Consider the following 20,428-nt stretch of genomic DNA (forward strand, 5'->3'; position numbering starts at 1 on the left):
GAGGTGGCCGAGGAACTCAACGACCGCCCCCGCGCATGCCTCGATGACCGGTCCCCATCGCAGCTCATGCGACGATGGCGGCAACAACTCATCACTATCTGATTCGCGACGATCGCTGGAAACCGCCTCCGTTACCGCCGCAGCGACGTCGAGGCGTACATCGAGCAGAACGCCGACCCCCGGGACATTGCCTGACGGCGAGCTAATGCGCCGGCAGCTTGGATTGTCACTTCGTTCGTCGGCGTTCATGCTGCCCTTACGATCCGATGACACCACCAGCACAGTCCGCAGCATGGAGGTACACCTCATGGCCGACCTGCCGCCCCGTTTCGTTGTCCAACCGCGGCGACGACCGATCCCTAGCCTCTCGTCAAGGGGGCGCTGAGATGGCACGTAGGCGCATCCCCATCGGTGGGTACGGCGAGATTTCCTACACCCAGCGAGGACGAGTGTGGCGGGCCATCACGCGAACCCGCGACCGCGACGGCGTTCTGCGCCAGGTCACAGCCAGCGGCCCAAGCAAGGAGAGTGCCCGTCGCACCCTTGTCGCGGACATCGAGTTGCGCCACGAGACTGGCGCTGGTGTCAAAGCGGATGGCATAGCGCCTGATACCAAGATCTCTGTGCTTGCCGATGAATGGATCAAGGAGTGCGAAATGCGAGACCTGAAGACAAGGTCTCTGCGGATCTACCGCGACTCGGTTCGGCTCCACATCAAGCCGTACATGGGCGAATGGCTGGTCGGTGAGGCGACCACCGGTGCAGTCGATCGGGTGCTAAAGGAGCATCGTGACTCAGGCCGTGACACCAGCGCTCTGCGCAAGCAGCTTAATCAGATGTTCGCCCTGGCCGTACGTCATGACGCGCTTGCATCGAACCCGGTCACCAACGTCGCGAAGATCAAGCGCAGGAAGCCGAAGGTGCGAATCCTGGCGGACACGGCCCAGGTCGCGGAGATCCGCGGCCTGATTGAGAAGTGGGAGACAAAGGACCGTCCCGGCCCCAAGGCGTCTCGCGACTTGCGCGACCTGACCCTGCTGCTGATGTCGACCGGCGCCCGGATCGGCGAAGCCCTGGCACTGCGATGGCAGGACATCAACCTTCTGGCCGAGCGCCCCTACCTGATGATCACAGGCACCATCATCCAAGAGAAGGGCATCGGGACCTGGCGTCAGGAAGAGGGTAAGTCGTTGCAGGCGACCAGGCCGTTAGAGATCCCGCCGAGTGTGGTGACCATGCTCCTGGAGCGCCAGATGGCGCAGGGGCACAACCCCATCGACAGTGTCTTCCCGAGCCGTGTCGGCACGTGGACCCCGTACTCCACGATGTATCGGCGCTGGAATGACGCGACGAGGGGGACGAAGTACGACTGGGTGACATTCAAAACGTTCCGCAAGCAGGTGGGGACCCTGATCGCGCGGGAACTCGGCGCGAAGGTCGCCAAGGACCAACTCGGGCACGCCAACGAGGTGACCACCGAGACCTTCTACATCGCGCAGAGCGTCGATGCTCCGAAGGTCTCGGGACTCATCGAGAAGTTCATCCGAGACTCTGCCCCCAGCAGTTGACCCCCAGCCGATCTAGGCCGTCACGCGTGTCCGACGAGGCCTCACACGTCTGCCGCTACCTGGAAAAGCGCCTGGTCACGGTTTCAATCCGTGACCATAGTGTGACCAAAGCCGGATTTGGCAAATCCAAAAGGGCCCCTGCCTGGACGTTTGCCCAGGTCAGAGGCCCTTTTCTCGCTCCCCCGGTTGGACTCGAACCAACAACCCTCCGGTTAACAGCCGAATGCTCTGCCAGTTGAGCTACAGGGGACCGGCGTCCGGCTCAGCCGGACAGCCCGCACAGATTAGCAAGGTCCGTCGGCGCCGATGAAATTGGTAGGGCCCTACTCCCCCACATCGCCGCGTGCCGACGCGAGTGCCTCGTCCACGACCGCTGCGACGGCGGGATCGGCGGGATCCAGGCCGTCGTCGTACTCGACGAACCACGCGATCGCGCCGGACCCTGCTGGCGCGCGACGGCCGAGGACGCGGACCGCGAGCCGGTCGCGGACCGGTACGTGCCGCTGGACCACGATGCTCGCGGTCACCCGCTCCCGGACCAGCGACAGCAGCCGGTCCGGGTCGACCAGCGCGACGCGGTGCTCGGGCTGCGGTGCGCCGTAGGTGCCGATCTCGACCACGCGGAGCACCCGTTCGTCACTGTCCCACTCGGCCGTCGCGATCTCCTCCCAGGGCAGCCGGGGCGGCTCGCGGTCCGGCAGGTAGAGCGCGTCGCGAGTCGCTGCCGTTGCGCTGCCCTCGGGGCTGGCGGCCCACGCGAGCACGCGTTCGCCGCGGGCGACCGACGGCAGGTCGCGCCTGCGTCTCATCACTGATCGAGCCTGTCGAGCCTCACGAGCCGATGATCCGGTCGCGCAGGGTGCGGCGGTGCTGCTCGAGGGCGGCCAGCTCGCCGAACATCTTGTTGTAGTCGTTGGGGTGCTCCACCGGGTTGGTGCGCTGGAGCCGCGACTTGATCTCGGCGATCCGGCGCAGCGTCGTGAGCTCGAGCAGGCGGAACACGTGGAGCGCGACGTACGACGCATCCGGCTCGCGGGTGGCGCGGATCGGCTCGACCGCGAGTGCGCTCACCGCCGTGAGGACCTCCGGGTCGGTGGCGCTGTCCCGGATCTTGCTGACCCAGCCCGGGTCGCCGTCGCCGGCGGCGGGACCGCCCGCGGCCTCGACCAGTGCCCACACCGCGCGGTAGGTCGGATGGGTGAAGTCGTTGGCGCCGATGTCGCCCGTCGTACGGCCGATCGCCAGCGGGTGCTGGAGGACGAGCTTGAGCGTCTCGCGCTCGATGCCGAAGCGCGGGTCGAGCAGGTTCGGCACTGCCGGGCGGGCCGGCCGCTCGGCATCGGGCGGGACGTCGCGCCGCTGCCCGCGCTCGTCGGGGCAGCTCCCCCGCTTGGCCACCAGGCGCACCTCGGACAGGACCTGGTTGGTGTCGATGTCCGCGCCGATCATCTTCGAGATCTCCTGCGCAAACGCCGTCACCTTCGACTGGTCCCGCACCGAGGAGACCAGCTGGGCGGCTTCGCGCATGGCATCGATACGGCCGTCGGCACGGTCGAGGTCGAACTTGCCGATGACGTTGGCCAGCACGAACCGGTACAGCGGCTGCCGGGTCGCGATCAGCTCACGGACCGCGGCGTCGCCCGACTTGATCCGCAGGTCGCAGGGATCCATGCCCTCAGGCGCGACCGCGACGTAGGTCTGTGCGACGTACTGGTGGTCGCCCTGGAAGACCTTGATCGCGGCCTTCTGGCCGGCGGCGTCGCCGTCGAACGTGAAGATCACCTCGCCACGGAACTCCTCGTGGTCGGCGAGCAGCCGGCGCAGGACCTTCGCGTGGTCTTCGCCGAAGGCGGTGCCGCAGGTCGCGACCGCGGTGGTGACGCCGGCCAGGTGGCACGCCATCACGTCGGTGTAGCCCTCCACGATCACGGCCTGCGAGGAGCGGGCCATGTCGCGGCGAGCGAGGTCGACGCCGTACAGCACGTGGCTCTTCTTGTAGATCGCGGTCTCGGGGGTGTTGAGGTACTTCGCCTCGATCTTGTCGTCGTCGAAGATCCGGCGGGCGCCGAAGCCGATCGTGTCGCCCGACGTCTCGCGGATCGGCCACACCAGCCGCCCGCGGAACCGGTCGTAGGGCCCGCGGCCGACCGCGACCAGCCCTGCAGCAACCGCCTCGTCGAGCGAGAACTTGCGGTCGCGCAGGTGGTGCCAGAGGGCCTCGCTGTCGCGTGGGGCGAAGCCGACCCCGAAGTGCGCGGCGGAGGCCTGGTCGAAGCCGCGCTCGGAGAGGAACTGGCGCGCCTTCAGGGCCTCCGGTGTGGCGAGCTGACCGGCGTAGTACTCCTGCGCCACCGCGTGCGCCTCGATCAGCCGGCGCCGCTGCGGACCCTTGGGCCGGTCGTCGTCGCCGCCCTCCTCGCGCCGCAGCTGGACGCCGTACTTGTCGGCCAGCCGCTCGACCGACTCGACGAAGGTGAGGCCGTCGACCTTCATGACGAACGCGATGACGTCGCCGCCTTCTCCGCAGCCGAAACAGTGGAATCCTTTACCTGGGCGCACGTTGAACGAGGGTGACTTCTCGTCGTGGAACGGGCACAGACCCTTGAGCGAGCCACCCCCCGCGTTGCGGAGGGTGACGTAGCCGGACACGACCTCTTCGATCTTGGCCTTCTCGCGCACGGTCTGGATGTCGTCATCGCGAATCCGACCGGCCATGCTGGCGATCCTAGGCGCAGCCCCCGACGTCAGTACTCACCGCTCATCACGTTGGCCAGCGGTTCCCCTGCTGCGAACCGGTGCAGCTGGTCGCGCACCAGGCGGTAGGCACGCGGCCACATCGCGCTGCTGGCGCCGCCGACGTGGGGTGAGACCAGCAGGTTCGGGACGTCCCAGAGCGGACTGTCGGCCGGCAGCGGCTCCGGATCGACCACGTCGAGAGCGGCGTGGATCCGCCCGGACCGCAGCGCCGCGACCAGGTCGTCGGTCACGACGACCGGTCCGCGCGACACGTTGACGAGCAGCGCGCCGTCCTTCAGCCGGGCCAGGAAGCCGGCGTCGACCAGGCCGCGGGTCTCCGCCGTGAGCGGCACGATGAGGACGACGACGTCGGCTTCGGGGAGCAAGTCGGGCAGGGCCGAGATCGGGTGGACGCCTTCCCGCGCCGACCGGGCGACCCGCACCACGTCGACCTCGAACGGCACCAGCCGTGCCTCGATCGCCGCCCCGACCGCGCCGTACCCGACGATCAGGACTCGCTTGTCCGCGAGTGCCGGGCGCCAGCCGGGCGACCACTCTCGCCGGTCCTGGGCTCGGACGAACCCGGGAATGCCTCGGAGCGAGGCCAGGATCAGGGTCAGGGCCAGCTCCGCCGTCGACGTGTCGTGGATGCCGCGGCCGTTGCAGAGCGTCACGCCGGGCGGCACCCGGTCGCGGAGGTTGTCGACGCCCGCGGTCAGGGTCTGCACGACCCGCAGCGCCGACATCCGCGTCATCACCTCGGCCACCGCGGGACCGACCTGGTACGGCGGCACGTAGAACGCGACGTCGCCGACGGTGTCGGGCACGTCCTCGGTGGGATCGACCACCTCGTAGCGCAGGTCGGACGGCGGATCATCGAGGACGTCGGGCGCGAACGGCAGCCAGACCAGCGGGGACACGGCTGGCGAGTCTACGACCGGTCGCGGCCGGTAGTCTCCGGCCGGTGGAGGTCGTCGAGGAGCGGTACGGCGCGGCCGACCGTGAGCGGATCGTGCCGGAGCCGCCGAAGCGGGTCGACGCGCCGGAGCGGAAGCCGTTCGAGCGCGACCGCGCGCGCGTCGTACACGCGGCGTCGTTCCGACGGCTCGCGGCGAAGACGCAGGTGGTCGGGCCGCAGAGCGACGACTTCGTCCGCAACCGGCTGACCCACAGCCTCGAGGTCGCCCAGATCGCGCGGGACCTCTCGCGCGCCCTCGGCACCCACCCCGACATCGCCGAGACGGCGGCGCTCGCGCACGACCTCGGGCACCCGCCGTTCGGGCACAACGGCGAACGCGCCCTCAACCGGCTCGCCGTCGACTGCGGCGGGTTCGAGGGCAACGCCCAGACGCTGCGCCTGCTCACCCGGCTCGAGGCGAAGACGTCGGACGCCGCCGGTGGATCGGCGGGACTCAACCTGACCCGGGCGACGCTCGACGCCTGCACGAAGTACCCCTGGCCGATCGCCGACGCGCCGCAGCCCGGCGGCGTGCACAGCGACGGCATGACCCGTGAAGGCACCAAGTTCGGCGTGTACGACGACGACCTCCCCGCCTTCCGCTGGCTCCGCCAGGGGGCGCCGGACGGTCGCCGCTGTGTCGAAGCGCAGGTCATGGACCTCGCCGACGACGTCGCCTACTCGGTCCACGACGTCGAGGACGGCACCGTCGCCGGCAAGATCGACCTCACCCGGCTCGACAGCGCGGCCGTCTGGCAGACGGTCCGCGCGTGGTACGCCCCCGACACGACCGACGACGCACTCGACGACATGCTCGCCCGGTTGCGGCGGATCGGCAGCTGGCCGACCACGTCGTACGACGGAAACCGGGGCAGTCTGGCCGCGCTGAAGAACCTGACCAGCGACCTCATCGGCCGCTTCTGCGGTGCCGTGCAGCAGGCGACGTTCGCGGCGAGCGACGGCCCGTTCGTCCGCTACCACGCGGACCTGGTGATCCCGGAGGAGACCTGGGCCGAGATCACCGCGCTCAAGGGCATCGCGGCCTACTACGTGATGCAGGCCGACGAGCGCGTCGCCCTCCAGCAACGCCAACGGGAGCTGCTCGCGGAACTGGTCACCGTGCTGCTCGACCGGGCCCCCGACGAGCTCGACGAGACCTACCGTGCCGACTGGAACGCGGCCGCCGACGATGCCGGTCGGCTCCGGGTCGTCATCGACCAGGTCGCCTCTCTCACCGACGCCTCGGCCCGCGGCTGGCACGCGCGACTCACCGAAGGCCGGTGAGCAGGCGGACGAGCGACGTAGGATCAACCCAGGTCGACCGAACGCCGTCGCAGCCTGTGCCGGGCAGCCGACCGTCAGGGAGAGGCGGCGCCATGGGTGCCCCGCATCAGTACCCGTACCCGCATCGCTACGCCCAGCCGCTCGGAGCACTCCGGCTGCGGCTCGCACCAGGCTTCGGCGGAGCCGAGGTGGACGGGGCCTGGTGGCCGTACGGCCGGGACCTGACCCGTGAGGTGCCGCACCTGGTCGACGACTTCCCGAAAGGACGCGGCCGGGTCGACCGCGTCGTCTACGCCCCCGACGACTGGGACGTCGTCGCCACCGAGGTCTTCACCGGCCACGGTCGGGTCAAGGTGGGCTTCCTGCCCGCCGACCGCCCCGGAGGACTGGTGCTGCTCCGGCTGACCGGCTCCGGGATCGTCCGGCTGCGCGTCCTGTGGACGCCACCGGACCCGTCGATCCGGTTCTGACCGCGCGAACCTCGACTCGCGCCGTCCGACTCAGTACGTCGTGACGTGCACGTGGTCGTAGTGGTTGGCGGTGGTGGACCCACGGTCCTCCATGCCGCGCCAGCCCTCGCCGGAGCGCTCCACGGACCAGATTTGCTGGGAATAGATCAGGTAGCTGACGCCGAGCTCGGAGTAGTGCTCGCGGATGAACTCCGCGACCTGCCAGCCCCGGTCGCCGGACACCATGATGTCGACGGCGATGCCCTGGGCGTGCTCACCGTCGCCACGGAAGGTTCCGTAGACGGTGATCTCCGGGAAGTTGGCGCACACCGCTTCGTGCACCTTGACGATGTTGGGGCTCACGCCCGGCGAGACGGAGCTGCCGTTGGTGCACTCGCCGCCGATCGCGAACGGCTTCTCGGCGCTGAGGTAGCCGGCGGTGACCCAGCGGGCCTCGCCGTCGAGGACGATCTCCTCACGGCCCTTCAGCGAGCGGCCGGTGACGAGCACCTTCTTGCCGCTGTCGAGCACGCCGACCTGCTTCGCCTTGCCGTCGGGCCGGGTCCACAGGTTGAGCTCGGTCGTCGTCCACCGCTGGGTGTCGGCCCGGTTGACGGCCTGGCGAACCGCTGCAGGGGCCAGCATCTTGTCGGCCTGGCTGAGAGGAGCGACGGCTTCCTGCTGGACCACGCCACGCGTGCCACCGTTGTCACGGGAGATCGTGCCGAGCTCGCGCCGGTCGATGCCGATCCCGTTGGCCGCGAGCGACGAGTCGTCGGCCAGGAGGTCCTGGGCGGGCTGAGAGCCCGCGACGCCCACCGCCACGACGGCGCCGGTTGCTAGTACTGCCAAGGGGGCCGCGATGAACGCTGCCCGAGGCCTGCGTTGCGCGGTCTCCCGCTTGTGGCTGTGAGTGCATGCCACGCGCTGATTCCTTTGCTTTCGCCTTGTTCTGTCAGATGCCCGGGCCACCGTAGCGGCCCGGACATGAACATCGACTAAACCAGACGACTTTTCCACAGGCGAATCCTCGCCCGTTGTTTCGGGGTGTTCCCCGTCACCCTCCGGTGGTCTCGTCCACCGCTTCCTGGAGGTGGCAGTCGCTCCCGTCGGCGTCGTCGAGCCAGCCTTCGGGGAGCACGACCCGGCTCCTCGGAGAGCCCTGACGACCCCGCGGAGCGCCCAGCTCGGACACCGGGAAGGGCTCGCTCGGGTCGAGGTCGGCGAGCAGTCGGTCGAGGTCCGCGAGGGTCGAGACGAGGCCGAGCGAGCGCCGCATCTCGCCCCCGGCACCGAAGCCCTTGAGGTACCAGGTGACGTGCTTGCGGAACTCCTTGCAGCCCCGCTCCTCCCCCATGTGCTCGACCAGGAGCTCGGCGTGGCGGCGCATCATCGCTGCGACCTCGCCGAGGGTCGGCAGGGTGGTGACCTCGGTGCCCTCGAAGGCAGCGGCGAGGTCGCGGAACAGCCACGGCCGGCCCAGGCAGCCGCGGCCGACCACCACGCCGGCGGCGCCGGTCTGCTCGACCATCCGGACGGCGTCCGCGGCCTCCCAGATGTCACCGTTGCCGAGCACGGGGATGTCGACGTGATCGACCAGCCGGGCGATCGCGTCCCAGTCGGCCTCGCCTGAGTAGGCCTGCGCGACGGTGCGCCCGTGCAGGGCGATCGCCGCGCAGCCGGCCTCCTGGGCGATGCGGCCGGCGTCGAGGTAGGTGAGGTGGTCGTCGTCGAGTCCCTTGCGGGTCTTGATGGTGACCGGCACGCCGTACGGCGTCGCGGCCGCGACGGCCTCGTCGAGGATCCTCGCCAGCAGGCCGCGCTTCCAGGGCAGCGCGCCACCGCCGCCCTTGCGGGTCACCTTCGGCACCGGGCAGCCGAAGTTGAGGTCGATGTGCGCCACGCCGTAGTCGGCACAGAGGATCTCGGCGGCCTTGCCGACGTACGTCGGATCGGTGCCGTAGAGCTGCACCGACCGGACCTGCTCGGCCTCGTCGAACACGAGCATCCGCTGCGTCGTCGCGTCGCCCTCGACCAGCCCGCGGCTGGTGATCATCTCGCAGACGTAGAGCCCGGCGCCGTACTCGGCGCACAGCCGGCGGTAGGCAGCATTGGTGATCCCCGCCATCGGGGCCAGCACGATCGGCGTCGGGACATGCAGCGGCCCGAGCTGGAGGCCCGGGTACGGCGCTGCGGTGGTCGACGTCACCCGCCCATTGTCCGGGCGCGGGGCCGGTGGGGCGAAATCAGCCGGGCTCAGCCGTCCTGCTGGCCCTGCCTGCCCTTCTTCTTGTCCTTCTTCTTGTCCGGCTTCTCGATCGGGGTGATCTCGCCGGTCCACGTGATGGGCGGCAGCTCACCGACCAGGTCGAAGGCGGCCGCGTCGAGCTGCTGGTCGACCGGCAGCAGGTAGACGAAGCAGAGGTCGGCCGACTTGCCGGGGCGCAGCTGCTCGGGCAGGTTGCCGCCGGGGCAGGGCTCGAAGATCTCCTTCTGGAAGTCGAGCGGCTCGTACATGCTCGCCGAGCTGGAGAGCCCGTAGAGCGGCACCAGCAGTGCGCTCACGTCGGTCGGGCCGACGTTGGTGGCCGTCGCGTGCACGAAGTAGGGCACCTGGCCCTTCATCTGCTGGCTGATCACCCAGCCCTCGAACGACTCCTTGTAGGTGGTCTCGTTGATCTTCTCCACCGTGAGGTCGAGCGCGACGACCGTGTCCTGCCGCGGGCGCCAAGCGATCGTCGCCTCGTCGCCGAAGCCGAGCACCGCGCCCGGCTCGGTCAGCGTCACCCCGTCGGGCACCGGCAGGTAGCCGGTCGGCGCCACCTCCGTGCTGGTCTCCTCCGTCACCGTCGGCTCGGTCGTCGGGTCGTCCTTGTCCTCACCGTCGCCGTCGGAACCGCCGCACCCGGCCAGCAGCCCGAGCGCGAGCGCCAGGACGATCACAGGGCCGAGCGTCGCAGCACCCGCACGCATCGTCATCGAGGAGACAGGGGTCACGGGCACATTGTGGCAGCAAAGCCGCGCCGAGAGGTCGGAGGTCAGCAGCCCACGAAGCGCTCGGCGAAGTAGGACGTGAGCCGGTCGAGGCTCACCCGCTCCTGCGCCATGGTGTCGCGCTCCCGCACGGTCACCGCATGGTCGTCGAGCGTCTCGAAGTCGACGGTGACGCAGTACGGCGTACCGATCTCGTCCTGGCGCCGGTAGCGACGGCCGATCGCACCCGAGTCGTCGAAGTCGACGGTCCAGGCGCGGCGCAGCTCGGAGGCGACGTCCTTGGCCTTCGGCGTGAGGTCGGCGTTGCGCGACAGCGGGAGCACCGCGACCTTGACCGGCGCGAGCCGGGGGTCGAGGCGCAGCACCGTGCGCTTGTCCACGCCGCCCTTGGTGTTGGGCGCCTCGTCCTCGGAGTAGGCGTCGACGAGGAAGGTCATCAGGCTGCGGGACAGGCCGGCCGCCGGTTCGATGACGTACGGCGTGTAGCGCTCCCCCGCCGCCTGGTCGAAGTAGCTGAGGTCCTGGCCCGAGGCCTCGGCGTGCGTCGAGAGGTCGAAGTCGGTGCGGTTGGCGATGCCCTCGAGCTCACCCCACTCCGAGCCGGCGAACTTGAAGCGGTACTCGATGTCGACGGTGCGCTTGGAGTAGTGGGAGAGCTTCTCCTTGGGGTGCTCGTAGTGGCGCAGGTTGTCGGCGGCGACGCCGAGGTCGACGTACCAGGCGGTGCGGTTGTCGATCCAGTACTGGTGCCACTCCTCGTCCTCGCCGGGCTTGACGAAGAACTCCATCTCCATCTGCTCGAACTCGCGGGTGCGGAAGATGAAGTTGCCCGGGGTGATCTCGTTGCGGAAGCTCTTGCCGACCTGGGCGATGCCGAACGGCGGCTTCATCCGGCTCGAGGTCACCACGTTGGCGAAGTTGAGGAAGATGCCCTGTGCGGTCTCGGGGCGCAGGTAGTGGAGGCCGGACTCGTCCTCGATCACGCCGAGGTAGGTCTTCAGCAGGCCGGAGAACTGGCGCGGCTCGGTCCAGGCACCGCGGGTGCCGCAGTTGGGACAGGCTACGACCGCGAGGTCGACGTCGTCCGGGTTGCCACTGTGTCCATCCTTCTTGGCCTTCTTCTCGGCGTACTCCTCCTGCAGGTGGTCGGCGCGGAACCGCTTGTGGCAGGACTGGCACTCCGTCAGCGGGTCGCTGAACGTCGCGACGTGGCCGCTGGCCTCCCAGGTCTGGCGCGGCAGGATCACCGAGGAGTCGAGGCCGACCACGTCGTCGCGCATCTGCACCATGGACTTCCACCACTGGCGCTTGATGTTGTCCTTCAGCTCGACGCCGAGCGGGCCGTAGTCCCAGGCGGAGCGGGTGCCGCCGTAGATCTCGCCGCACGGGTAGACGAATCCCCGCCGCTTCGCGAGGGAGACGACCTGGTCGACGGCGGAGGGAGGCGGCTTGGCCACGGTGATTCCTTCTCTATGGGGCTGCCCGGCCGGCTGCCGGGAAGTCGTTCGTTGGTCGAGGAGCTCGCACTGGCGAGCGACACGAGACCTTAGGTTACGCGGGCGTCGTGGACGTTCAGAACCGAGTTAGGCTCCACGACCTCGTAGGCGCTCGGCTCGTCGACGGCCCGGCTGAGGATCGGCACCGCGCGGAGCTTGACGTCGTACGACGAGAGCGCCCGCCGGTAGGCGCCGACGCTCTCCCACCGGGTGGTGAGCACCCAGAGCCCGGGGTCGTCGAGGTTGCGCCCGATCTCGCCACCGAGATAGCCCGGCCGCTCGGCGAGCGCGTCGTGGGCGCCCGCGAGGTCGGCCCGGAACGCGGCGGCCGCGTCCGAGGGGTCGGACGGCACGCGGAACCTGTTGACGACGAGCACGCGGCGACCCTACTGTCTATGACAGTTGTCATAGATACCGAGTGGAGCCACCGTGACGCAGACCGAGCCGACCACCGCGCCGACCTGGCAGAAGACCGCCTGCATCCTCTGCGAGTGCAACTGCGGCATCGAGGTGCAGGTCGAGGACCGCCGGCTGCTCCGGATCCGGGGCGACAAGTCGCACCCGTCGTCGGAGGGCTACACCTGCGAGAAGCCGCTCCGGCTCGATCGCTACCAGAACGGCACCGAGCGGCTCACCTCTCCCCTGCGCCGCCGCGCCGACGGCTCCTACGAGGGGATCGACTGGGACACCGCGATCGCCGAGATCGCCGACCGGCTGCGCCAGGTCCGCGACGAGCACGGCGGCGACAAGATCTTCTTCTACGGCGGCGGCGGGCAGGGCAACCACCTGGGCGCCGGCTACGGCCAGTCGCTCCAGGCGGCGGTCGGCGCGAAGTACCGCTCCAACGCGCTCGCCCAGGAGAAGACCGGCGAGATGTTCGTCGACGGCCGGCTCTACGGCGGCCACACCAAGGGCGACTTCGAGCACGCCGAGGTCGTCGTCTTCGTCGGCAAGAACCCGTGGCAGTCGCACTCGTTCCCCCGCGCCCGGCCGGTCCTCAAGGAGATGGCCGCCGACCCCGGCCGCTGCATGGTCGTGATCGACCCGCGACGCAGCGAGACCGCGGCGATGGCCGACATCCACCTCCAGGTGAAGCCGGGCACGGATGCGTGGTGCCTGGCGGCACTCGGAGCGGTGCTCGTCCAGGAGGACCTCGTCGACCACGCGTTCATCGCCGAGCACACGACGGGAGCCGAGCCGGTGCTCGCGGCGTACGCCGACGTCGACGTCGTCGACTACGCCGCGCGGTGCGGCGTACCCGAGGACCTGATCCGTACGACGGCGCGGCGGATCGCGGCCGCGAAGAGCGCGTGCACCTACGAGGACCTCGGCATCCAGCAGGCCCCGCACAGCACGCTGAGCTCCTACCTGAACAAGATGCTGTGGATCCTCACCGGCAACTTCGCCAAGAAGGGTGGGATGTTCCTGCACTCGATGTTCGCGGCGATCGCGGGCTCGGGCGGCGGAGGCGGCGCCCGTCGTACTCCCGTGACGGGCGCCCGGATCATCTCGGGACTGGTGCCGTGCAACTCGATCGCCGAGGAGATCAACACCACCCATCCCGACCGGTTCCGGGCGATGTGCATCGACAGCGTCAACCCGGCGCACTCGTTGGCGGACTCGGCGAGCTTCCGCACCGCGATGCGGTCGCTGGACCTCACCGTCGTCGTCGACATCGCGATGACCGAGACGGCGCGCGAGGCCGACTACGTGCTGCCGGCGTCGAGCCAGTTCGAGAAGTGGGAGTGCACGTTCTTCAACGTCGACTTCCCCGCGAACGTCTTCCACCTCCGGGCCCCGCTGATGGAGCCGCTGGAGGGCACGCTCCCGGAGCCGGAGATCTACGCCCGCCTGGTTCGTGAGCTCGGGGTCGTCGACGACGCGACGCTGACGCCGCTGCGCACGGCCGCGGAGCAGGGGCTGGCGGAGTTCGCCGAGGCGTTCTTCGGTGCCGTCACGGCCGAGCCTCAGCTGATGGGCGTCGCCGCGCACGTGCTCTACGAGACACTCGGCCCCACGCTCGGCACGGCCCGCGGCACCGCCGCGATCTGGGGCCTCGCGCAGCTCTGCGCCATGAACCAGCCCGCTGCAGTCGCGCGCGCCGGGTTCACGGGGGCCGGGTTCGAGCCGGGCAACCGGCTGTTCGAGAAGGTCCTCGAAGGTGAGGGCGTGGTCTTCACCCGCGACGACTACGAGCACGCCTGGGACTACGTACGACGCCCCGACCGGCGGTTCACCCTCGAGGTGCCCGAGCTGATCGAGCGGATGCGGGCGCTCGCCGACGAGCCCAGCGCCTGGACCACCGAGGACTTCCCGTTCGTTCTCTCCGCCGGCGAGCGGCGGGCGTTCACCGCCAACACGATCATCCGCGACCCGTCCTGGCGGCGCCGCGACGCGCAGGGGGCGCTCCGGATCAACCCCGACGACGCGGCGTCGTACGGCGTCGCCACCGGCGACTCGCTCCGCGTGGTGACCGAGCGCGGCAGCGCGGAGGCCACCGTCGAGGTCACCGACACCCTGCAGCCCGGCCACGTCTCGCTGCCCAACGGGATGGGCGTCGAGCACGCGGACGGCACCCCGGGGGTGGCGCCCAACGAGCTCACCTCGCTGCACCACCGCGACTGGCTCGCCGGCACGCCGTGGCACAAGTACGTGCCTGCCCGGCTCGAGCGCGTCTGAGGAGCCCCCACGCCGGTTTGACTCACCCGCCTTGCGCAGTTGAGAATGATTCTCATGCGCTTGTCCGTCGTTCTTCCTGCCGTCGCCGCCCTCGCTCTCGCCGCCTCCGGCTGCTCCGCCTTCGACGAGGGCGGCCCCAGCACCGATGACGGAGTGACGGTGGCGGCCGCGTTCTACCCGCTGGCGTACGTCGCCGAGCGGGTCGCCGGCGACCACGCCGAGGTCGAGCTGCTGACCCAGCCGGGCAAGGAGCCGCACGACCTCGAGCTCGACGTCGACGAGACCGCGAAGATCTCCGCGGCCGACCTCGTCGTGTTCGAGAACGGCTTCCAGCCCGCCGTCGACGATGCAGTGGAGCAGAACGCCGAGGGCGTCGCCCTGGACGTGGCGGACGTCGTGGACCTGGTCCCCGCCGAAGAGTCGCACGAGGAGCACGCGGAGCACGAGGGCGAGGAGGAGCACGACCACGGCGACGCCGACCCGCACTTCTGGCAGGACCCGCTGCGGCTCGCCGACCTCGGCGACGCAGTGGCCGACGAGCTCGCCGAGATCGACCCCGACAACGCCGACGACTACCAGGCCAACGCCGTGGACCTGCGCAGCGACCTCGAGCGACTGGATGAGCAGTACGTCGCGGGCCTCGCCGACTGCGAGCGTGACACGATCGTGGTGTCCCACGACGCGTTCGGCTACCTGGAGAAGTACGACCTGCACATCGCCCCGCTCGTCGGCCTCTCCCCCGATGCCGAGCCGTCGCCGGCCGTGATCGGGGACCTGCAGGAGCTCATCGGCGAGGAGGGGATCACCACCGTGTTCAGCGAGCCGCTGGAGCCCGACCTGGTCGCGGGCCTCGCCTCCGACCTCGACCTCGCGACCGCCACCCTCGACCCGATCGAGGGACTGGCGGACGCCGACAGCGACGAGGACTACGGTTCCCTGATGGAGACGAACCTCGAAGCCATCCGAGAGGCCAACGGATGTCGGTAACCACCGACTCCGCGACACCGGCCGTCTCGATCACCAACGGGGCGGTCGAGATCGGCGGACGTCCGGTGCTGCGTGGGATCGACCTGTCGGTGGAGGTCGGCGACTTCCTCGCACTCATGGGGGCCAACGGGTCCGGCAAGTCCACGCTGGTCCGTGCGCTCGTCGGGCTGCGCCCGCTGAGCGTCGGCGAGGTCCGGATGTTCGGGACGCCCCTCGACGACTTCGCCGAGTGGCCGCGGATCGGCTTCGTCCCGCAGCGCGCGACGGCCGCCTCGGGAGTGCCGGCCTCGGTGTGGGAGGTCGTGGCCGCCGGCAGACTGACCCGTCGCCGTCTGCTCCGTCCGCTGTCGCGCGCCGACCGCGCGGCCATCGAGGAGGCGCTCGAGGTGGTCGGCCTCGCCCACCGCCGGCGCGACGCCGTCAGCCACCTGTCCGGTGGCCAGCAGCAGCGCGTCCTCATCGCCCGTGCGCTCGCCGGCCAGCCCGACCTGTTCTTCCTCGACGAGCCGACCGCCGGCGTCGACCTGCCCAACCAGCAGGCACTCGCGGGGGCGCTCGCCGCGCTGAAGGCGCGCAAGGCGACCGTCGTCCTCGTCGCCCACGAGCTCGGCCCGCTCGCTCCCCTCGTCGACCGCGCGGTCGTGATGCGCGACGGCCGGCTCGCCTATGACGGACCGCCCCTGCGCGACCACGAGGCACACGAGCCCTGGTTCGGGGAGCCGCACACGCACCATCACCACCACGCGCGCTCGGTGCACCACGACCACGCGCCCCAGGTCACGTCCCCGCTCGACCCGCCGAACGGATCCCACCGATGAGCCCGGCCGAGCTGTTCGCGCTGCCCTTCATGCAGCGCGCGCTCATCGCTGCCCTGTTCACCGGCATCGCGGCTCCGGCAGTCGGGACCTTCCTCGTGCAGCGGCGGCTGGCGCTGATGGGTGACGGCATCGGTCACGTGGCCGTCACCGGCGTCGCGATCGGGCTGATGACCGGCGCCTCTCCCATCTGGGCCGCGGTGCTGGTCGCCGTCGCCGGGTCGGTGCTGATCGAGATCATTCGCGAGCGCGGGCAGACCAACGGCGACGTCGCCCTGGCTCTGCTGTTCTACGGCGGTCTGGCGGGCGGCATCTTCATCACCGGGCTCGCGGGCCAGAGCGCCGCGAAGCTCAACACCTTCCTCTTTGGCTCCCTCACCACGCTCTCGGTCGACGACGTCATCGTGACGATGGTGCTGGCCGCCGCGGTGATCGTGCTGTGCCTCGGGCTCGCGCCCCAGCTGTTCGCCGTGGCGCAGGACCAGGAGTTCGCCCAGGTGGCTGGCCTACGGGTCCGCTACTACAACGTCCTCGTTGCCGTGCTCGCCGCCGTCAGCGTGACGGTGGCGATGCGCACGGTCGGCCTGCTGCTGGTCTCCGCACTCATGGTGGTGCCGGTCGCGACCGCCCAGCAGGTCACCCGCTCCTTCCGCACGACGATCGGCGCGGCGATGGTCCTCGGCTGCGTGGCGTCCGTCGGCGGGCTCGTCGTTGCCGCGGTCGCGTCGACGAACGACATCAACGCCCAGACCGGCCCGACGATCGTGCTGCTGGCGCTCGCCGGGTACGTCGTCGCGTGGCCGGTCGGCGTGTGGCTCCGGCACCGGGCACGGCTGCGCGCGCCGTTCCCCAGCGGCGGTACGACCGAGCACGAGACCGCGCCGGAGCACGCGCACCAGCACGGGCCGGGCTGCGGTCATCTCGCGGTCCCGCACGACGACCACGTCGACTACGTGCACGACGGCCATCGGCACGCGGAGCACGCCGGGCACTACGACGAGCACTAGCCCGGCGCGGCGGCCGTTCGGCTCAGGTCAGTTGTCGGTCATGCCGGGCAGGCATCCGGGCACCCCGGCGGTACGGCCGAGGTTGAACGCCTCGATCCGCTGGAACGAGTCACCGTGGTCACCCGACATGCCCCACGGCACCTCGTCGGCGATGAAGTTGAGACCGTCGACGATCTCCTTCTCGTCGCCTTCCTCGAACGTCAGGTTCCCGTCTTCACGCTGCCCGTAGAGCACAGCGCCGGCGAGGCAGTCGGCCTGCAGCTCGTATTGCTGCGACTGCAGCTCCATCGAGAGATCGGCCTGGATCGCGTGACCCCACTCGTGGGCGATGATCAGGTAGGGCCAGGCGTCGCCGATCTCGTAGCCGAGCTCGATCAGCGTCTGGTCCCACGCGACGTAGTCGCCGTCGGGGCAGTAGAACGCGTTGCCCGGCGGCAGCGCCTCACCGAAGCAGGTGGGCGCGTTCGCCTCGTCGTAGCCGTCGTAGAGGCCGACCACGTTCGGCGCCGTGTAGCGACCGGTGAAGTAGTCCTTCCAGTGCCGCTTCCACCAGTCATCGGTGATGAGGACGGCGGTCTCCACGTCCTCCGCCAGCTCCGCCATGTCGACGCTGCCGGTCGGTGAGATCGTCATCTCGACGGTGCTCTCGGTGGTGGACGGGTCGCTCGGCGCGGTGGTGGTGCTGGTCGTCTCGGTGTCCTCGGCGCCCCGGGTCTCCGTGACTGTCACGGTCTCGGGGTCGCTCGCCTCGTCGTCCCCGTCGCCGCCACAGGCGGTCAGGAACAGGGACACGGCAACGGTGAGGGCGGTGAGGACGCCGGCGCGGGGAGAGCTCATGACGTCGAAGCGTACGGCTCGCGGGCGTGTGTCGGGGGCCGAATCGCCACTCAGGCGGGATCGGCTCCGCCGTACCTCCGGTCGCGCCGCGCGTAGGTCTCGACCGCCTCCCACAGGTGGCGCCGGTCGACGTCGGGCCACAGCACGTCGGAGAACACGAGCTCGGCGTACGCCGCCTGGTAGAGCATGAAGTTCGAGAGCCGCTGCTCCCCCGACGTACGCCAGATCAGGTCCGCGTCCGGCAGCTCGGGGACGTAGAGGTAGCGCCCCAGGGTGCGGTCGTCGATCTTGGCCGGGTTGAGCTTCCCGGCCGCGACGTCCTGCGCCATCGCCCGGGCCGCGTCGCCGAGCTCGGAACGGCCGCCGTAGTTGACGCACATCGTGAGCGTCAGGACGTCGTTGCCCTTGGTCATCTCCTCGGCGACCTGGAGCTCCTTGATGACCGACTTCCACAGCCGCGGCGCGCGGCCGGCCCACCGCACCCGCACCCCGAGCTCGTGCATCTCGTCGCGGCGCCGCCGGATCACGTCGCGGTTGAACCCCATCAGGAACTTGACCTCGTCCGGGCTGCGCGACCAGTTCTCGGTAGAGAACGCGTAGGCGGAGATCGCCTTCACCCCGATCTCGATCGCCCCCTCCACGACGTCGAAGAGCGAGTGCTCGCCCTGCTCATGGCCCCGCGTGCGCGGCAGCCCGCGCTCCTTAGCCCACCGCCCGTTGCCGTCCATCACGATCGCGACGTGCTCGGGCACCAGCTCTGCCGGGATCGCCGGCGGCCGGGCGCCCGACGGGTGCGGGGTCGGAAGGCGGGGCTCGGTACGTCGCTTCGGCGGTGCAGTGCGTCGGGAGGCGCGGGTCACGGCTGCAGTTTGTCAGGGGGTGGGCGTCGTACCCGCCATTCGGGTCCCTCATCGGACTGATCTGCGACAGGAATGCCGGGTGCGACACCCCGACCGCGCCCAGGCTCAGCGCTCGACGTACGCCAGCGACCTCAGGCCCCGCTCGAGCTGCCACTGGACGAACGCGGCGACCAGCCCGCTCGCCTCACGGGCGTGACGGGGGTCGGCGGCCTCCACGACGGGCCAGTCGCCCGCGAGCAGTCCGCCCAACAGCGTCAGCGTCTCGGTGGCGGGGCTGGCCGAGCCAGGGATCCGGCAGGTCGCGCACAGCACCCCACCCATCGCCGGGTTGAACCACCGGTGGGCGCCGGGCGAGCCGTCGGCGGCGGGGGTGGGCACGCGCCCGCAGTGGGCGCAGTCGACGCACGACGGGGCGTAGCCGGCGACGGCCAGCGACCGCAGCAGGTACGAGTCGAGCACGTGACCGGGACGCCGCTCGCCGGTCGCCATCGCCCGCAGCGCGCCGAGCAGCAGCTGGAACTGCTGCACCGCCGGCTCCCGCTCCTCGACCACCAGTCGCTCGGCGGTCTCGAGCATCGCGGTGCCGGAGGTGTAGCGGTCGTAGTCCGCGCCGACGGCGGCGGCGTACGCCCCGCGGGTCTCGGCCTGGGTGATCGTGTCGAGGTTGCGGCCCTCGGCGAGCTGGAGGTCGACGTGGGTGAACGGCTCGAGCCGGGAGCCCCACCGCGAGGTCGTACGACGCACGCCCTTCGCCACCGCGCGGACCCTGCCGTGCTGGCGGGTCAGCAGCGTGATGATGCGGTCGGCCTCACCCAGCTTGTGGGTGCGGAGGACGATCGCCTCGTCGTTGTAGAGAGGCACCTACCTATTGTGCTCGCCCTGCGGTCAGTTGGCCGTACGACGGGTCCGACGCGCCGGGCGCCAGCAGTCGAGCACGAACTTCGTCGCCATCAGGTCCAGCCGCTCGGGCGACCGCCTCCACTCGAGGATCGACCCCGCCCGGTCGAACGTCGCGTTCGGCAGCTCCTTCGCCAGCATCTCGGCGTCCGACGTCGGGTGCAGCGGGTCGCGCGGGTGGCCGACGACGAGCGTCGGCGCCTTGATCCGGCGACGCTCGGAGGCGGGCGGCGCCACCCGGCCGAAGAAGAGCCCGTGGACGTACGCCGCGAGCGGGCCGGGCTTGTGGTCGACCGAGTCGAGGCCGATCCCGACCCACCACGGCACGATCCCCCGCGGCACCCGCCGGGTGACGAACCGGAGGCTGGTGAACGCGATGGGCAGCACCCGCGCAGCGAGCAGGAGCGGCGCGAACGACACGATCGCGACCTCGAGCGCGTTGTCGAGCACCGGCATCTCTACCAGCAGCCCCCGCACCCGCTCCGGCGCGATCGCGGCCACCTCGAGAGAGACGTTGGCTCCCAGCGAGGTGCCGCCGATCACCGCCTCGCCGGCGCCGACCTCGTCGAGCAGCGCGACGACCTGGTGGGCGAACGCCGTCACCGAGTAGGCGAACGGGTCGTCCGGCCGGTCCGACCGGCCGTGGCCGAGCAGGTCGAGGGTGACCACGTGGGCACCGGCCGAGGCCAGCGACCGCGCGAGGTGGTCGTGCATCCGCCGGGGCATCAGCAGGCCCGGCAGCAGCACCACCCACATGTCGCCGGTGCCGTACTCGGTGTACTCCAACCGGTCGCGACCGCCGTCCGTCTCGAGGAAGTACTGCCCGACCCGCTCGGACGCGAGGTGTCGTTCGCTCACGGC

General features: G+C 70.3%; 20 protein-coding genes and 1 tRNA gene. 7 read left to right on the forward strand and 14 right to left on the reverse strand.

Annotation, left to right across the window (positions count from 1 at the left end):
• Positions 1–294 (reverse strand): hypothetical protein (locus D0Z08_RS32725; RefSeq protein ID WP_220454324.1); only part of this gene is annotated, 294 nt, incomplete at its 3' end.
• Between the two features lie 92 nt (positions 295–386).
• Between D0Z08_RS32725 and D0Z08_RS23625 the strand changes: the two genes are divergently transcribed.
• The gene (locus D0Z08_RS23625; RefSeq protein WP_182481458.1) at positions 387–1,568 is read left to right on the forward strand and encodes a tyrosine-type recombinase/integrase; all 1,182 of its coding nucleotides are present in this window, start codon (positions 387–389) and stop codon (positions 1,566–1,568) included.
• 177 nt (positions 1,569–1,745) lie between these two features.
• Here D0Z08_RS23625 and D0Z08_RS23630 read toward each other — a convergent pair.
• From D0Z08_RS23630 to D0Z08_RS23645, 4 genes are all read right to left on the reverse strand, one after another.
• Positions 1,746–1,818 (reverse strand) — tRNA-Asn (locus tag D0Z08_RS23630).
• 73 nt (positions 1,819–1,891) lie between these two features.
• A complete protein-coding gene (locus D0Z08_RS23635; protein ID WP_147381522.1) occupies positions 1,892–2,380 on the reverse strand; it encodes a hypothetical protein in 489 nt (162 codons plus the stop codon).
• Between the two features lie 19 nt (positions 2,381–2,399).
• On the reverse strand, positions 2,400–4,283 hold the full coding sequence (dnaG, locus tag D0Z08_RS23640; RefSeq protein ID WP_118927746.1) for a DNA primase: 1,884 nt from the start codon (positions 4,281–4,283) through the stop codon (positions 2,400–2,402).
• 29 nt (positions 4,284–4,312) lie between these two features.
• Positions 4,313–5,224, reverse strand: coding sequence for a 2-hydroxyacid dehydrogenase (locus D0Z08_RS23645; protein ID WP_118927747.1), 912 nt, complete (start codon positions 5,222–5,224; stop codon positions 4,313–4,315).
• Between the two features lie 44 nt (positions 5,225–5,268).
• Between D0Z08_RS23645 and D0Z08_RS23650 the strand changes: the two genes are divergently transcribed.
• Positions 5,269–6,546, forward strand: a complete 1,278-nt coding sequence (locus D0Z08_RS23650; protein WP_118927748.1) for a deoxyguanosinetriphosphate triphosphohydrolase — start codon at positions 5,269–5,271, stop codon at positions 6,544–6,546.
• A 92-nt stretch (positions 6,547–6,638) separates the two neighbouring features.
• Positions 6,639–7,016 (forward strand): DUF5994 family protein, encoded by a 378-nt coding sequence (locus D0Z08_RS23655; protein ID WP_118927749.1) that lies wholly within the window; start codon positions 6,639–6,641, stop codon positions 7,014–7,016.
• A gap of 30 nt (positions 7,017–7,046) precedes the next feature.
• On the opposite strand, the gene D0Z08_RS23660 is transcribed toward D0Z08_RS23655, so the two are convergent.
• From D0Z08_RS23660 to D0Z08_RS23680, 5 genes are all read right to left on the reverse strand, one after another.
• Positions 7,047–7,847, reverse strand: a complete 801-nt coding sequence (locus D0Z08_RS23660) for a VldE C-terminal domain-containing protein (protein ID WP_147381523.1) — start codon at positions 7,845–7,847, stop codon at positions 7,047–7,049.
• Between the two features lie 205 nt (positions 7,848–8,052).
• Positions 8,053–9,204: a tRNA dihydrouridine synthase DusB gene (gene dusB, locus D0Z08_RS23665; RefSeq protein ID WP_220454325.1), complete on the reverse strand. Its 1,152-nt coding sequence runs from the start codon at positions 9,202–9,204 to the stop codon at positions 8,053–8,055.
• A 47-nt stretch (positions 9,205–9,251) separates the two neighbouring features.
• Positions 9,252–9,992 carry a hypothetical protein gene (locus D0Z08_RS23670; protein ID WP_147381524.1) on the reverse strand — a complete coding sequence of 247 codons (741 nt, stop codon included), beginning with the start codon at positions 9,990–9,992 and terminating at the stop codon, positions 9,252–9,254.
• 41 nt (positions 9,993–10,033) lie between these two features.
• The gene (locus D0Z08_RS23675; protein ID WP_118927752.1) at positions 10,034–11,446 is read right to left on the reverse strand and encodes a glycine--tRNA ligase; all 1,413 of its coding nucleotides are present in this window, start codon (positions 11,444–11,446) and stop codon (positions 10,034–10,036) included.
• 89 nt (positions 11,447–11,535) lie between these two features.
• Positions 11,536–11,862 carry an antibiotic biosynthesis monooxygenase family protein gene (locus D0Z08_RS23680; protein WP_118927753.1) on the reverse strand — a complete coding sequence of 109 codons (327 nt, stop codon included), beginning with the start codon at positions 11,860–11,862 and terminating at the stop codon, positions 11,536–11,538.
• 52 nt (positions 11,863–11,914) lie between these two features.
• On the opposite strand from D0Z08_RS23680, the gene D0Z08_RS23685 reads away from it, so the two are divergent.
• From D0Z08_RS23685 to D0Z08_RS23700, 4 genes are read left to right on the forward strand one after another with little or no spacing between them, the layout of a single operon-like run.
• On the forward strand, positions 11,915–14,164 hold the full coding sequence (locus D0Z08_RS23685) for a molybdopterin-dependent oxidoreductase (RefSeq protein ID WP_118927754.1): 2,250 nt from the start codon (positions 11,915–11,917) through the stop codon (positions 14,162–14,164).
• Positions 14,165–14,218: 54 nt separating this feature from the next.
• Positions 14,219–15,151: a metal ABC transporter substrate-binding protein gene (locus tag D0Z08_RS23690; RefSeq protein ID WP_220454326.1), complete on the forward strand. Its 933-nt coding sequence runs from the start codon at positions 14,219–14,221 to the stop codon at positions 15,149–15,151.
• Positions 15,142–15,969 (forward strand): metal ABC transporter ATP-binding protein, encoded by an 828-nt coding sequence (locus D0Z08_RS23695; protein WP_118927756.1) that lies wholly within the window; start codon positions 15,142–15,144, stop codon positions 15,967–15,969. Before D0Z08_RS23690 ends, D0Z08_RS23695 begins: the two co-directional genes overlap by 10 nt.
• Positions 15,966–16,973, forward strand: a complete 1,008-nt coding sequence (locus D0Z08_RS23700) for a metal ABC transporter permease (protein WP_118927757.1) — start codon at positions 15,966–15,968, stop codon at positions 16,971–16,973. Before D0Z08_RS23695 ends, D0Z08_RS23700 begins: the two co-directional genes overlap by 4 nt.
• Before the next feature lie 27 nt (positions 16,974–17,000).
• Here D0Z08_RS23700 and D0Z08_RS23705 read toward each other — a convergent pair whose 3' ends face one another.
• The 4 genes from D0Z08_RS23705 to D0Z08_RS23720 form a co-directional block, all read right to left on the reverse strand.
• Positions 17,001–17,810 (reverse strand): neutral zinc metallopeptidase, encoded by an 810-nt coding sequence (locus tag D0Z08_RS23705; protein WP_118927758.1) that lies wholly within the window; start codon positions 17,808–17,810, stop codon positions 17,001–17,003.
• 50 nt (positions 17,811–17,860) lie between these two features.
• Positions 17,861–18,670, reverse strand: coding sequence for an isoprenyl transferase (locus D0Z08_RS23710; protein WP_118927759.1), 810 nt, complete (start codon positions 18,668–18,670; stop codon positions 17,861–17,863).
• Between the two features lie 105 nt (positions 18,671–18,775).
• Complete coding sequence (gene recO, locus D0Z08_RS23715) at positions 18,776–19,531, reverse strand: DNA repair protein RecO (RefSeq protein WP_118927760.1); 756 nt, start codon at positions 19,529–19,531, stop codon at positions 18,776–18,778.
• A gap of 24 nt (positions 19,532–19,555) precedes the next feature.
• Positions 19,556–20,425: an alpha/beta fold hydrolase gene (locus D0Z08_RS23720; RefSeq protein ID WP_245994365.1), complete on the reverse strand. Its 870-nt coding sequence runs from the start codon at positions 20,423–20,425 to the stop codon at positions 19,556–19,558.
• Positions 20,426–20,428 lie beyond the last annotated feature (3 nt).

The sequence above is a fragment of the Nocardioides immobilis genome, from assembly GCF_003515065.1.
Taxonomy (GTDB): Bacteria; Actinomycetota; Actinomycetes; order Propionibacteriales; family Nocardioidaceae; genus Nocardioides; species Nocardioides immobilis.

Coding starts and splice junctions, on each gene's coding strand:
- D0Z08_RS23705 (WP_118927758.1), bottom strand. CDS start 17,810: ATGAGCTCTCCCCGCGCCGGCGTCCTCACCGCCCTCACCGTTGCCGTG.
- D0Z08_RS23690 (WP_220454326.1), top strand. CDS start 14,219: ATGCGCTTGTCCGTCGTTCTTCCTGCCGTCGCCGCCCTCGCTCTCGCC.
- D0Z08_RS23625 (WP_182481458.1), top strand. CDS start 387: ATGGCACGTAGGCGCATCCCCATCGGTGGGTACGGCGAGATTTCCTAC.
- D0Z08_RS23700 (WP_118927757.1), top strand. CDS start 15,966: ATGAGCCCGGCCGAGCTGTTCGCGCTGCCCTTCATGCAGCGCGCGCTC.
- D0Z08_RS23655 (WP_118927749.1), top strand. CDS start 6,639: ATGGGTGCCCCGCATCAGTACCCGTACCCGCATCGCTACGCCCAGCCG.
- dnaG (WP_118927746.1), bottom strand. CDS start 4,283: ATGGCCGGTCGGATTCGCGATGACGACATCCAGACCGTGCGCGAGAAG.
- D0Z08_RS23695 (WP_118927756.1), top strand. CDS start 15,142: ATGTCGGTAACCACCGACTCCGCGACACCGGCCGTCTCGATCACCAAC.